We start from the raw sequence: 14,054 nt of genomic DNA, 5'->3' as shown, positions 1-14,054 counted from the left end.
GATGAGCTGTCTTGACTATTTCTATTTTCTCTTGTCCCGCAAAGACTACAGTGCCTCTGAACTTCGCAAAAAGGGGCAAGAGAAAGGTTTTGGCAATGAGGAAATATTGGAGGCGATCGCGCAAATTCAAGACCGGGGCTATCAGTCTGACACTCGCTTGGTGGCAAACTCGATCGCCTCTGCTGCGGGCAAATACGGGAAATCGGCCATCAAGCGCAAGTGCCTGCAAAAAGGAATTACTAGCGATTTGTTCGAGCAAGTCTGGGAAGAAGAAATTGCCGAAAATCTGGACTCGGAAGCCGCAAAACTCGCCGAATTAAAAGCCAAAGTCATGCGGAAATACAAGATCGATGCTTGGAGTAAAGTAGATCCGAAAACCAAGGGCAAAGTCTTGAACTACCTGCAATACAGGGGCTTTAATGCTTTTGAACTTTGGCGGCAGTGGCAAACCGAAGAAGATGAAGAGTAAATAGTAGCACCGCGCACATCGGTACGGCCCCCAGATAGGCAAGCACAATTTCACTGCTGCCCTGGGGGCTAATACCTTTGTAGATTTTACATTTTAGATTGGGGATGATTGACTCGATATGGTCAATATGCTTGGGTGAGAACCATCCCAGAATCAAAATCAGATGAAAAATAAGTAGGGAGATTGCTTTCAGAAGAGAAAGCGATTTGTAGTGGTTTGTAGTGCGGACTTTAGTCCGCAACATGAAAGCGGACTAAAGTCCGCACTACAAACCGTTTTTGTAATGGTAATCAACCGGACATGATATAAATTGCGAGTTCTGAGTTTTAGTAAATGTATGTCAATCCTCAGACTTGCCTCAAGAAGATTCGTACATCTGCCCGTGTCTCGCCAAAAGCTGGAGATATTTCTCGTTGGTTTTGGCCAGCATCCATTTCTCTTGAAAAATGGCGGCCGATTCTGCTTTCACCGGATCGGCTGCTAGCGGTAAAATATCTTTTCGAGCTGCGGTTTGCTCTGCCACAGACTCCAGCTTCTGAGGGTTCTGCTTGTATTTGCGGCCGCTTTTATGATTGGCGTAGCGGCGCGATCGAGTATACCCCATCTGCAAGAACTTGCGGGCCATGTCGGCTCCCACAAAATCACCGGCATCGAGATACTCTAAAAACAACGAGTAAATTTTGCTGCTGGACTCCCGGGCAATTTCAGGAGTCTTAAATCTCCAGAAAGGCAGAATTTCTGCTTTGTAGGGTTCCACCAACAGCACTCCCTGTTCTCCTTTCCCCACCCGATAAAGTTCCGGGTGCTGTCGAAAGTCGAGGTTCTTAAAATCCAAAGAGTAGTCGAACTGCTTCATTTAGCGTTTTCTGTTCAATCTGGAACGATAGAAGCCCGCGGTTTACCTTCGTCTGGTTGGGTATAAACCCAGGCCCAAGCTATGAAGACAGCTTGAAAAGGCAACCTGAACCAATAGAGTAATTGGTTGTGTGGAATACCTTCTATGGGAATATTGTTGACGGCTTGATTGATATTAGCCGGAAACACGGCAATAAATAAGGCAATTAATCCCCACGCGGCCGCCCTGCTGACGGCAGGAATTAACAGCCCAATCCCGCCCAAAATCTCGAAAAAACCGCTGATATAAACCAATGCTTCCGGGTAAGGAAGCTGGGGCGGCACGATTCTGACAAAGGGTGCGGGTACTGCAAAGTGCAGCACGCCTACAATACTCAGAGCTACTGCGAGGATGACTCGCCAAAGTTCTTTTTGAGCTTTCATGGGCAATTGGTAATTAATAATTGTTAACTTGCTGCGAAAATCCTTGCAAAAATCGGCGATAGGCGATCGAGATGACAAGAAAACAGATGGATAAAAGTTTACGACTTCCGGGTTTTTCTAGTCTGGGCGGCGGCTGTAGGGAGATTTTGGATAACAACCAGGTTTCTCGGTAAGTCCGAGACAAGTTTTCCCAGCCCGAAACTGGAGGAAGCGGGGCTCTAATCGAAGGCCTCCAGGTGATTGCCGAAAACAGATAGCGTGCGTTTAGATAGGACGATTTTAATGTCTGGTTGCCTGCTGCGGCCTCTGTCTTCGGGTAGTAAAATCGACGTTGGTTCGGGTTCGGGCCCCATGCGAGTGCGCCTCTGTCAGGAGGGGATTTTCTCCTTCGACAAATCCGCCTCTGCTTAACATTACATAAATGATTGAGTTCGCGATCGCACTTGCATGGGGCCAGAAACCGGGTTTTTAACCCAAATATTTGGTTCAAATCCTTAAGATAGTGAAAAAACCCGGTTTCTTTAGTTCCTTGGCGTTAGTCCTATCCTTGAGGCAATTGATGAGTGCGATTGCTCCTAAATTTGATATTAGTTTCAACATTTAAGGCAATTGTAGCCTCGCGCTCAAAACCCTTATTTGATAAGTCATTCCCAATTTCCCAATCTCAAATCGAAAAATGGAAAATCTCAAATTGTATGACTTGCAGGCGATCGCGCCTGAATTTGAGTGATTGATGCGAGGAGTTTGTCAAGGACTTTTAGAATTATTTAAGATTTGAGCTAGGAAAATTATTTGGTAGAGGCAATTGGAGAACGCTCTCTAATGAAAATTACTGTCTAAATATTGTGTTCGGTTAACTTATTAAAGATGTTACAATGGGTCAAAGGATGGAAATTGCTAAAAAGTCGTGAAGCGTAGCGTAGCTATCGGGATCGTGAATCGCCCTAGCAACTAGCAAATCAAGAGTGCTGGAATTAAAAATTGTCACTCAAGGGCAGGAACTTTTTAGCCACCACATTATTCTCCAATATTGAGCCTCTGTGCGCTGTGTCATTTTTATCTCCACGCAAGCAATCACCGACGACCATGAACACCTTAATCAGCACCTCTAAATTTCGCCTAAACCGGATGCTGCGGCAATCGCTGTTCGCAGGCATCATTTCCGCAGCAGCTTTGGCTAGCGGATGGGCCCCTGACTTGTACGCACAATCTCCAAGCCTCGTTTTCGGAGCTGCCGCCCAAGCTCAAGAAATTAGCAACGCCGAAATTACTAGCTACGCTCGCTCTGTATTGGGAATCGAACCCAGACGGGAGGAAGCTATGAAGGAAATTAAAGGAATGGCTGGTGGCTCGGTTCCCAGAATAGTCTGCAACGAAACTCAGGGAATTAACAGCCTGTCTGGAGGTATGCGCGGCGTGGCGGTGAATTATTGCCAACAAGCTAAAAAAATTATCGAAACCAATGGTTTGACAGTTAGTCGCTTCAATCAGCTCACTTTGCTTCAACAACGCGATCCGGCAGTCAAACAGCGAATTCAAGCTGAGCTGCTGCGGTTGCAACAAGCCGGCAATCAATAAAATAGATGGTTTGAGTCTTTCTTCCTCTCCCGTTCTATTGTTCGAGTTGCTGGACGGTATGCAATCATTTTTGAGAAAATGGCGATCGTCTGTAAATAAGTGCTTGACAAAGTAACCTAAATATGGTAAGCAAACAAGAACGGGAGCGGTTCAGAGAGATACAGATTGTGCAACTTGCTGTCGATCGCAATTAGAGATCTTGTAACCGCGCCCGACGATCGGGAAATTCTTGATTTCTCAAACATGAGATACTAATTGCTTCTTGCTTCTTGCTTCTTGCTTCTTCCTTCTTCCTTCTGCTATAAAAAAGATATTCCTCAAAAACTAGATGTGAAGTCAATTCCTTTGATCCCGATGCTGTTGTCAGCTTTTGTTTGCCGATGACAGCGGACGATCGCACTCGCAGCCGCCACCGATTCGAGACGGAGGCTGGAGAAGTGCTACACTTGGCTTTGCCTAGAGGTACGGTACTGCGCGATCGAGATTTATTGCAGTCGGAAGACGGTAGCTGTTTGGTACTGGTAAGCGCAAAACCCGAACCGGTACTGACAGCGCGGACTTCGACTGGGCTGCTGCTGATGCGGGCGGCTTACCATTTGGGAAACCGCCACGTAGCTTTAGAAGTTGCTGATAATTATTTAAGGCTTTCTCCTGATTCTGTTTTGCAGGGAATGCTGGAAAAAATGGGTTTGGAAGTAATTGAGGAGGTTGTGCCGTTTCAGCCGGAAATCGGCGCTTACGCGCACAGGCATTAGGAATTGGGAATTGGGAATGGGGCATTGGGCATTGGGCATTGGGCATTGTGCATTGGAACCAACAAATAACAACAGTCAACAGTCAACTGACAACAGTCAACAGTCAACCGTCAACAGTGAACAATCAACTTTTATGTTTGTTGCAGTTAGCTTTTGCGCCTGTGGGAGCTTATAGTTATTCTGAGGGAATCGAGAGTTTGGTAGAAACCGGTGCGATCGACAGCGAGATTAGTTTGAGGAATTGGTTGGAAAATTCGCTGGAATTCGGGGCGGTGCGAGTAGAAGCTGCTGTGGCGGTACGGGCTTTGAGGGCGGCGAAGATTGGGGATTTGAGGGCTTTGAGTTACTGGAATGCTTGGGCGACTGCTGCTAAGGAAACAGAAGAGTTGCGCTTGCAAAGTTGGCAGATGGGACGGACTTTGACGCGGTTGTTGCTGGATTTGCGTGAAGCAAAGCTATCCCGCAGGGAATCGCCCGCTGCTTCTAGCTTGACAACTATTGTAAAAGATTTGGTGGAAGTTGGCGGCAATCAGTGCAATTTTGCGATCGGCTTTGGGATGGCGGCGGCTTGCTGGCAGATTGAAGAGGAAGCGGCCGTGGTAGGATATTTGTACAGTTGGGCTGCTAATTTGGCGAGTGCGGGCGTGAAATTAATTCCTCTGGGTCAAACTGCGGGCCAGCAGTTGCTGTTAGATTTGCAGTCTCAAATTAGCTGTACGGCGCGAGAAGTTTTACAATTAGAAGATGATGACCTTGTTAGTTGCAGTTGGGGATTGGGACTCGCTAGCATGGCGCACGAAACTCAGTACACTCGATTGTTTCGCAGTTGAAAATAGGAAGGAAGTTCGGCAACGGATTATGTAACGGATTTAACGGATGTAAGGAAGCAGTCAGTTGTTACTAATAACCTTTCAGGCTATGCTTTCAATGCCCCATCCCTGGGCTTGGCTTCGCCCGATGCCCAATGCCCCATTACCAAAATAATTATGAGTGCTTTTCGTGTAGGAATTGCTGGCCCGGTTGGTTCGGGAAAAACTGCTTTGCTTGATGCTTTGTGCAAGGCGCTGCGTCAGGATTACCAGATTGCTGTTGTTACTAATGATATCTATACTCAGGAAGATGCACAGTTTTTGGTTCGGAGTCAAGCTTTGGAGAGCGATCGCATTTTGGGAGTAGAAACGGGAGGCTGTCCCCACACCGCCATCCGCGAAGATGCTTCGATCAATTTGGTAGCTATAGAAGAGTTAGAATACAAATTTACTAATTTAGATTTAGTGTTTGTCGAAAGCGGTGGCGACAATTTGGCGGCAACTTTTAGCCCAGAGTTGGTGGATTTGACAATTTATGTAATTGATGTGGCTGCGGGCGATAAAATTCCGCGCAAGGGCGGGCCGGGAATTACTAAGTCGGATTTGTTGGTAATTAATAAAACAGACCTCGCGCCTTTGGTGGGAGCAGATTTGGGCGTGATGGAACGGGATGCTAAAAAGATGCGCGGGGAGAAACCTTTTGTTTTTACTAATTTGAAAACTCAGGATGGCTTAGCGTCGGTGGTTGATTTTGTGAAGCTGAATGTCGCTTAGGGCGATCGAATCAATTTTAGATTTTAAAGTCGCAAATTTCAGCTCAATTAAATAGATAAATGACGATTGATTTCCTCAATAGCCTTAATAAGTCTATCTTCAACATCCCAATCTTTCAATTCCCTAGAAATGGCTAGTGCTTCCTGGTAGTATTCCAAAGATTGAGAGTATTTCTCTTGTTGGTAAAAGATTGTACCAATTGACTCAATACTCTCAATTTCAGCTATTTTATTTCCTAATTGCTTGCGGAGCCTTAAAGATTCCTGACAGTGTTCTAGAGCTTTGTCATACTCCTTCAGCGCCTTATATAAGAGTCCTAGCTCATTTAACGTATCACTTTGATTGCTGCGCTCTCCCAACTCTTGATTAATTGCAAGAGATTGTCGAAGAAAGTTGTCTGCTTCTGAGTAACTGGCTAACTTAAGGTAAATCCTTCCGATCCCATAAAGAGCACTTGCTTGACCTGATTTTGCACCAATATCTTGGCATGCTGCCAAGGCAAGCTGATGATAAGTCAGCGCTTTATTTAAGTCTTCTAAATTGTCGTAAACAAATCCAAGATTGACCAAAACTGTAGCCTCTGTGTTCCGCGCACCCACCTTACTTGCAATAACTAAAGCCTGTTGAAAAGACTCTACAGCATTTGTAAATGCTCCCCACCTACGATAAATATCTCCCATGTTATTTAGGCTAGTAGCCTGACTTGATAAATCACCGATTTGTTGATATAGAGCAAAAGATTCTAGATAATACTCAAGGGCTGTGGAGTAATCTCCTAAAAACCAGTGAACAACTCCTATGTTGTTCAATGTAGTCGCTTCACCCGATCGATCTCCGACTTCTCGACAAATTGGTAACGCTTCCTGATAGTAATTGAGTGAATCTTGATACCATCCTTGTTGGTCATATACGCTTCCAATATTGTTGAGTGCGGTTGCTTCTCTGGCGCGATTGCCAACCTGCTTAAAAATTTCTAATGCTTCTTTAAATAATTTCATAGCCTGTGGATACTGTCTTAATTCACGATGGATTTGTCCAATATTATTCAAAGAGACTCCTTGACCTGCTGTGTCTCTATTTTTGATGTAAAGTTCTAGTGCTTGCCGATGAAATTCTAATGCTTTTGAATATTGACTTAATCCACTGTAAAAAGAGCCAAGATTATTGATAACTGTACTTTCCAACTTAAGGTTGCGTTGCTCTCTAGCAATTTGTAAAGCTTCTTGCAACAGTTCTAAGGCTTGCTTAGTTTGACCCATTTCTTCGTAAACTTTTGCCAAGTTAGTCAGCGTTTTCCCTTCACTTATGCGATCGCCCAATTCTCGTTGCACAATCAGAGCATGATGGCTGTGTTGCAAGGCTTCTGATTGATTTCCCAACACAAAATGGATGACTCCAATACAGTAGAGCGATCGGCTTTCCAGAGGGCGATTTCCCAGTTTCCGGTAGAGGGTAAGTGATTTTTGATAGTGTTCTAGGGCCTTTGCATATTCTCCACAGCTAGAGTGAAATTCGCCAATTTCATCCAGCACCATTGCTTCATGCTTGTAGTTTTTGATTTTTTGAAAAAGCATTAAAGCATGATTAAAATCCTTCAAGGCTTCCTGCTGCTTTCCTTGGTTGTACAAGAAGTATCCGCGCCTCACATAAGAAAGTCCATTAGAGCGCTGCAATTCAGAATAGAGAAAATTGGTTATCCAAACAATGGGTTTGAGTAACCAGACTAACGTTGATTTAATAGCACGAAGACAGATAATCATAGCTAACCCTTATGTGGCGGGGTTTTTCATTAAATCTACTATCTCATAAGAGTTTCGGCTCGAATATTAATAAAATATTAAATACACGACTGCGATTTAGAGATGAAAAAATCGCTCAAATCCTCATGGAGCTAAGAATACAGCTCCATGAATTTTCCGGCGCGAAGGAAACTTCGGTTTAACCGTATCAATGAAATAGCGGATATCGCACTTGAGCCGAAATTCATATATCAAGATACAAAATGTCAAATTTTCCCTACCGCACTACCAATTCCCTGACCAAATTTGCCAAACGTTCCGTACTGTCTGTCACGGCTAATTGAAGAGCAGCTTGAGACATTTTTGCCAAATATTCGGAATCTTTTAACAAATACAGCACTTTGCTTTGCAATACCTCTGCTGTGAGTTCGCTTTGACGGAATACCACGGCGGCGCCGGCGGCGGCAAATACTTCGGCGTTAAATCTTTGGTGGTCGTCTGCGGCGTGGGGGAAAGGAATTAAAATAGAAGGTATTCCTGTTACTGCTAATTCTGTTAAGGCACTGGCGCCCGATCGACTAATTGCTAAATTTGCTCGCTGCAACAAACTCGCCACATTATCATAAAATGGCATCGACAGATACTGCTCGTGCTTCAAACTCTCAGCATCCGGATCGTTATTTCCGGTGAGGTGAACTACCCACGCACCCGCCTCAAACCAAGCCGGAGCACATTCGCGCACTAATTTATTGACGGCGACGGCGCCTTGGGAGCCACCCATGACTAAAATTACAGGTGCGCTGTCAGGAATTGGTAACTTTAGAGGTTCGCGAGTCAGGAATTGCGATCGCACCGGCGTACCCGCAACCACCGTTTTCGCGCGGGGTAAATGCTTTGCCGCTGCTGCAAATCCGATCGCCACAGCACTGCAAAAAGGACTAAACCACCGCGTCACCTTCCCAGGAATTGCATTAGATTCGTGGAGAATCACCGGCAAACCTAAAGAGCGAGCCGCCAATATTGCTGGTGCTGCGATGTAACCGCCGGTAGTAAATACTCCCTGAAAATTTCCTTCTTTGAGCAACTTTCGCACGTGCAGGATTGAGCCGAGGAGTCCGCCCAAAATTCGCACTGTACCGAGTCCAAATCGCTGCTGAAAGCCTTCAACGGCGATCGTGTGGAGTGGGTAAAGGGAGGGAACTAACTGCGTCTCCATGCGGTCTGGCACTCCCAGCCATTCGATGTGACAGTCGTTCAACTCCGCAGCGGTGGCGATCGCCGGAAATAGATGTCCTCCCGTGCCGCTAGCTGCAACCAACAACCGCAGGGGGGCTTTTGTCAAGGTATTTGTTTCTTTTACAAGTTCCACAGGTCGATAGATTTTAGATTAGAGGTTTTAGATTATTATGCTTATTGTTCCGGCAGTTTCAGCCAATTTTCAATCAGCAATCTAAAATGAGATTGTGCCGTGTTCCTCCTTCCGTTGTCAGTTTTTCGTTGCTGGCGAACAGTTGCCCGCGCCGCGACTCCTGACAAATAACCAAAGTATCATCTAATGCGTAATTTTTTGAATTTAGTGCCAAGTGTATCTCAGTATTTTTGCAGCCGTCGGGACGAAACAGCCGATCCTCTTCGTTGGCGTAGCCCCCGTAGGGGCGGGCTGCGCCAACGGGCGATCGTATTTGGCTGCTTCGGCCGCCAGTCGATCGCTCCAATCTTATTATGTTTAGCAGTGGTAAGCGGTGGCGTGCTGCATCCGAGTGCGGTAAGGGCGACGATGGCGGCGACTCAAGGGGCTCTCGCCCAAACCCCTGCCAATGCGCCCGCCCCACTCACCAAACTGCTAACAGAAATAGACGCAGCCGCCAACCGGCGCGATGTCAAAGCAGTCATGGCATTTTACAGCCAGAATTTCACTCATTCTGACGGCTTAAACAGCCAAAGCCTGGAAAAAGCCCTCACCCAACTCTGGCAGCGATATCCGAATTTGAATTACCGCACCGAACTCAAGTCTTGGAAAACCGAAGGTAACGCAATTATCGCTGATACCGTAACTACAATTGCAGGCACCCAGAAACAGGATGGCAGAGAATTAAATCTCAAAGCTACAATCCGTTCTCAGCAGCGCTTTGAGGGTGAAAAAATAGTTAAGCAAGAGATTTTAGCAGAACAAAATCAGATTAGTTCTGGTAAAAATCCTCCCAAACTTCAAGTGAATGTGCCGGAGCAAGTGAAGGTGGGCGAAGAGTACAATTTTGATGCCATTGTTCTAGAGCCGATCGGCAATGACATTTTAATCGGAACTATTGTGGAGGAACCCGTTAGCGAAAAAACCTTTTTCAAGTCCGCAGAAGTCGATCTGGATTTGCTGAATTCCGGCGGGATTTTTAAAGTAGGTAAAGCTCCGGCTACTCCTGAAAATCGCTGGATTTCAGCAGTTTTGATGCGGCAAGGCGGAATTGCAATGGTTAGCGTGCGATTGCGGGTTGTTAAATAATAAAATTAGGTGTTATGGGGAATTGGGCATCGGGCATCGCGCATCGGGCATCGCGCATTGGAATCAGAACCTGGAAGCTTATCGATCGCAAATAACCAATAACAACTGTCAACTGACAACTGTCAACTGTCAACTGTCAACTGTCAACTGTCAACTGACAAAAAATGATTTCTATCCAAAATCAAATTGTTTTCATTACGGGTGCGAGTAGCGGTATCGGAGCAGCCTGTGCCAAGATATTCGCCACAGGTGGAGCCAAACTAATTTTAGCAGCGCGCCGCGTTGAAAAGCTCGATCGCCTTGCCAAGGAACTTCTAGACACAAAATTGATGGGTTCGGCGAACGAGATTCACTTGCTAGAATTGGACGTGCGCGATCGCCCGCAAGTCGAATCGGCGATCGCTGCACTGCCTGAAGCCTGGAAAAACATCGATATTCTGATTAACAATGCGGGATTGAGCCGCGGTTTAGACAAACTGCACGAAGGCAGCTTTCAAGATTGGGAAGAAATGATTGATACCAATGTGAAAGGCTTGCTGTACGTGACTCGCTACATCGTGCCGGGAATGGTCAGCCGAGGCCGCGGCCACGTAGTGAATATCGGCTCAATAGCAGGCCGCCAAACTTATCCGAAAGGTAATGTTTATTGCGCTTCCAAAGCAGCGGTGAGAGCGATTTCTGAAGGGTTGAAACAAGACCTTTTAGGAACACCGGTGCGGGTGACGGAAGTAGAGCCTGGTTTGGTGGAAACAGAATTTAGCAATGTCCGGTTTCACGGCGATGCAGACAAGGCAAAAAATGTCTATCAAGGACTGACACCGCTGACTGCCGACGATGTAGCGGATGTCGTGTATTTCTGCGCCACGCGATCGCCCCACGTCAATATTAGCGAAGTCTTGCTAGTTCCAACAGACCAAGCTAGTGCAACTCTCGTTCATAGAAAATAGTTTTTCGTTTTCAATTAAAAAAGACGTATGGATAGTTAAATAGTTCCGGTTTAACAGTATTTTTCAAAGGGGAAAAAATTAAATAAATCATTTGATTTTTTTTGAGAAATTTCACATACAACTATTCCGGACATCAGGATTTTAGCTAGTAAATTTCACCAGAGATATGAAGACTCCCGATCGATATCCCCCATTCGAGATGACTGGCTATGTCCCAAATAACAAATCCAACTCAACCCCTAAGCGTTCAACCGAACGCTATTGGGGGTTTAATTATTCAAGGCTCGCCCGATATACCAAACAGGATTAACGGCAGTACCGGTTCGGATCAAATCATTGTAGGCTCAGGTAACGATGAAGTAGCAGGTCTAGGTGGCAATGACATCATATTTGCTCGAGATGGCAATGACACTTTGAGAGGTGGCGACGGCAATGATACTGTCTTCGCCGGTAAAGGCGATGATTTAATCGAGGGCGGTGCTGGCGAAGACGTTCTTTTTGGCAATCAAGGAGCCGATACCATCCGCAGCGGAGAAGGCAATGATACTGTGTTTGGAGGTAAAGGCGATGATTTCGTTGACGGCGGTGCTGATAATGACTTCCTGTTTGGCGACCTCGGCAACGACACCGTGAACGGCGGCCTTGGCAACGACAACCTTTTCGGCGGTGAGGGCAATGACTACCTTGCCGGCGGCGAAGGAAACGATATTTTGTTCGGCGGTAAAGGCGATGATGTGGCTGAGGGCGGCCCCGGAAATGACTTTATAAGCGGCGACCTCGGCAACGACACAGTGAACGGCGGTGAGGGCAACGATATTGTCTTTGGCGGCGAAGGAAACGATATTTTGTTCGGCGGTAAAGGCGATGATGTGGTTGAGGGCGGCCCCGGAGATGACTCGATCAACGGCAACTTAGGAAATGACACCGTAAGAGGCGGCAAAGGAAACGATATTTTGTTCGGCGGTAAAGGCAATGACATCGTAGAAGGCGGCAAAGGAAACGATATTATTTCTGGCAACGCCGGAAATGACATCCTCAGCGGTGGTGTGGGGGCGGATACATTCCGCTTCGAGTTTGTAGGCGCCGATAATATGGATACGCTGACAGATTTTAATCCTACACAAGATAAAATCCAGCTCGATCGAGCCGTGTTTAATGCTTTGATACCGGGCAATCTAGCTGGCAACCAATTTATTACAGACCCCAATTTCAATCCCAACACTCCTGGGACTCCGGGCGCGGCTAATGTCATCTACAACCCGGTTGACGGTTTGCTGTACTACCGCAATCAAAACGGTCAAGTGTCGATCGTTGCCCAAGTAGGTTCTAACCTGAATATTGGGTCAAACAACTTTGAAATTATCTAAATCTCAACCCGATCTAGGGTATATCTACCATTCACACATACACATAATTGTTATCATAAAATGAGATGGGAACAGAGATTTTATATTTTACATTGAAGGATTGGGGAATTGATGAGTCAATACTTCTTTATGATAGTTGTTTGATTGTATTTATAATGCTTTGTTGAATTTTATGTTTTAGATTTTATTGAATTTTAAATTCACTGCACGGATACATCTGCCAAGGGAAAAAAACATAAAAGATTTGCTTCAGACCTGAGGTTTTTGTGCCAACACAAGTACCTATCTTTGGGTGCGTTTATGACAAGCGTTAATAAAGATTAAGAAGATTTATTATTTATAGCAGTTACTCTTGCCAATCTTTTTTATGTGGATTATATATAGAGAAGGTGCAGTCTATTGCCGGAAAAATCAAGCATAAATTTTGATAGATCCCAAGGCTTGTTTTTGCAGATCGGAGTGGTTGCGAATTACGCACTGCGACCAAATGAACCGAATTGTTCACTGATTCTATAGAGGTAACGAAGTAGTTGAGTGAAATATAGCGGTTCTCACTCTCGATGAGGTATTCAGCAATGAATTAACAATTCCTCAATGCCACAATCTCCGAACCCCTCACTCTCCCAATCTTCCAAATCTCAAATCTCAAATCTCAACTTATACCTCATCTATCTGAGAAAGGTTATAAGTCCTCATGAGTGTGATGTCAGTGATGACAGGCGACCACTATTTACCTTTTAAAATCAGCAATTTAACTATGATCACCACCGAAGCGATCGCACAAAATGCCTATTTAGATGTTAAAACTCTCTACGCGACGGGCACTGCATTTCAACAGCAAGGAAAAATAGAAGCAGCGATTGATAGTTACCAGCAAGCCATATCCTGCTGGAAAAAAAGCTCTGAAACAACACTTTTGCCCTGGGCTGTCAAAGCCTACAGCAATTGGGGCTGCATTCTGGCGCAGGAAGGCAAATTTGATGAAGCAATGGCAGTTTTGCAAGCGGGAATAGCTGTTGCGCCGGATGATGCGGCTCTGTACAATAATTTAGGTATTGTGCTGTTGGAACTGCGGAAGCCTCAGGAAGCGATCGCCCGTTACCGCCGCGCGATCGAGTTGCAGCCAGAGTTAGCGATCGCCCGTTACAATTTGGGGAAAGCCTTTCAACAATTGGGGTTGCATACTTTTGCAGGAGAATGTTTCGATCGGGTAATCAGCCAAAATCCCGATCGAGTTGCGGTGTATGGCGATCGGGCTATTTCCCTGATCGCGCAAGGCAAATTAGCTGAGGCAATGCTATGTTTACAAAATGCGATCGCTCTCCAAAGCGAGTTTGTTGAGGGTTTTTGTCACCACGTAGAGATGCGGTTGGCAGACTTAGCAGAGCTCAATGAACTCGATCGCTCTCAAATAGCCTGTGTCCGATTTCTCAGGCAACTTCAAGAAAAAAACGGTTCTGATTCTGCCATTTCTAGTCTTGCTCAAAATCCGCTGAATTCTTCATCATTGCTCCTCAATTTAGCAGATACTTACTTTCATCTGGGAAATGCCTTGGCTGAGTACGGCGGGCACGAACAAGCAGAACAATATTACCAAAAAGCTTTACAAATTCAGCCTAAAAATGCGGATATTTACTTGCGGCTGGCTGATTGTTTGAGTCAGCAGCAACGATTTTCGGCAGCGATTGTCATTTACCGCTTGGTGCTGGCAATTGCGGGCGATCGATCTGATGTTTGTGAGTCGTTGCAGGCTGTATTGGAACAACAGCAGAAGTTGCTGCTTAACCCAAAAGTCCGCCAGGGGTTGAAACCCCTGGCTAATAGCGAAAGTCCACTAAAGT

Annotated in this window: 12 protein-coding genes and 1 pseudogene; 9 read left to right on the top strand and 4 right to left on the bottom strand. The window is 45.6% G+C overall.

Going from position 1 to position 14,054, the window contains the following annotated elements; translation table 11 throughout:
• The first annotated feature begins 1 nt into the window (after window position 1).
• Complete coding sequence (locus JGK39_RS29375) at window positions 2-469, top strand: RecX family transcriptional regulator (RefSeq protein ID WP_293258953.1); 468 nt, start codon at window positions 2-4, stop codon at window positions 467-469.
• 358 nt (window positions 470-827) lie between these two features.
• On the opposite strand, the gene JGK39_RS29370 is transcribed toward JGK39_RS29375, so the two are convergent.
• The gene (locus tag JGK39_RS29370; RefSeq protein ID WP_293258951.1) at window positions 828-1,325 is read right to left on the bottom strand and encodes a DUF4385 domain-containing protein; all 498 of its coding nucleotides are present in this window, start codon (window positions 1,323-1,325) and stop codon (window positions 828-830) included.
• Window positions 1,326-1,339: 14 nt separating this feature from the next.
• A complete protein-coding gene (locus JGK39_RS29365) occupies window positions 1,340-1,747 on the bottom strand; it encodes a DoxX family protein (RefSeq protein ID WP_293258949.1) in 408 nt (135 codons plus the stop codon).
• A 1,086-nt stretch (window positions 1,748-2,833) separates the two neighbouring features.
• Here JGK39_RS29365 and JGK39_RS29360 point away from each other — a divergent pair.
• The 4 genes and pseudogenes from JGK39_RS29360 (at window position 2,834) to ureG (ending at window position 5,663) form a co-directional block, all read left to right on the top strand.
• The gene (locus tag JGK39_RS29360) at window positions 2,834-3,325 is read left to right on the top strand and encodes a DUF4168 domain-containing protein (RefSeq protein WP_293258947.1); all 492 of its coding nucleotides are present in this window, start codon (window positions 2,834-2,836) and stop codon (window positions 3,323-3,325) included.
• A gap of 347 nt (window positions 3,326-3,672) precedes the next feature.
• A pseudogene (gene ureE / locus JGK39_RS29355) lies at window positions 3,673-4,080 on the top strand (urease accessory protein UreE); the annotation flags it as partial.
• A 116-nt stretch (window positions 4,081-4,196) separates the two neighbouring features.
• Entirely contained in the window at window positions 4,197-4,910 is a 714-nt protein-coding gene (locus JGK39_RS29350; RefSeq protein WP_293297556.1) for an urease accessory UreF family protein, read from the top strand.
• 156 nt (window positions 4,911-5,066) lie between these two features.
• Window positions 5,067-5,663 carry an urease accessory protein UreG gene (ureG, locus tag JGK39_RS29345; RefSeq protein ID WP_293258941.1) on the top strand — a complete coding sequence of 199 codons (597 nt, stop codon included), beginning with the start codon at window positions 5,067-5,069 and terminating at the stop codon, window positions 5,661-5,663.
• A 47-nt stretch (window positions 5,664-5,710) separates the two neighbouring features.
• Here ureG and JGK39_RS29340 read toward each other — a convergent pair whose 3' ends face one another.
• Both JGK39_RS29340 and murG read right to left on the bottom strand, forming a co-directional pair.
• Entirely contained in the window at window positions 5,711-7,423 is a 1,713-nt protein-coding gene (locus JGK39_RS29340) for a tetratricopeptide repeat protein (RefSeq protein WP_293297541.1), read from the bottom strand.
• Between the two features lie 256 nt (window positions 7,424-7,679).
• Window positions 7,680-8,744 carry an undecaprenyldiphospho-muramoylpentapeptide beta-N-acetylglucosaminyltransferase gene (murG, locus tag JGK39_RS29335; RefSeq protein WP_293297553.1) on the bottom strand — a complete coding sequence of 355 codons (1,065 nt, stop codon included), beginning with the start codon at window positions 8,742-8,744 and terminating at the stop codon, window positions 7,680-7,682.
• Window positions 8,745-8,957: 213 nt separating this feature from the next.
• On the opposite strand from murG, the gene JGK39_RS29330 reads away from it, so the two are divergent.
• The 4 genes from JGK39_RS29330 to JGK39_RS29315 all read left to right on the top strand — a co-directional run.
• Complete coding sequence (locus JGK39_RS29330; RefSeq protein ID WP_293258939.1) at window positions 8,958-9,899, top strand: nuclear transport factor 2 family protein; 942 nt, start codon at window positions 8,958-8,960, stop codon at window positions 9,897-9,899.
• Window positions 9,900-10,063: 164 nt separating this feature from the next.
• The gene (locus JGK39_RS29325; protein WP_293258937.1) at window positions 10,064-10,846 is read left to right on the top strand and encodes an SDR family oxidoreductase; all 783 of its coding nucleotides are present in this window, start codon (window positions 10,064-10,066) and stop codon (window positions 10,844-10,846) included.
• Window positions 10,847-11,055: 209 nt separating this feature from the next.
• Window positions 11,056-12,213 (top strand): calcium-binding protein, encoded by a 1,158-nt coding sequence (locus JGK39_RS29320; protein ID WP_293258935.1) that lies wholly within the window; start codon window positions 11,056-11,058, stop codon window positions 12,211-12,213.
• A 757-nt stretch (window positions 12,214-12,970) separates the two neighbouring features.
• A partial coding sequence (locus JGK39_RS29315; RefSeq protein ID WP_293258933.1) for a tetratricopeptide repeat protein occupies window positions 12,971-14,054 on the top strand: 1,084 nt, incomplete at its 3' end.

This window comes from Microcoleus sp. PH2017_12_PCY_D_A, assembly GCF_020738565.1.
Classification (GTDB): domain Bacteria; phylum Cyanobacteriota; class Cyanobacteriia; order Cyanobacteriales; family Microcoleaceae; genus Microcoleus.
Note: the sequence above shows the minus strand (reverse complement) of the source record. Positions and strands in the feature narration are given on the sequence as shown.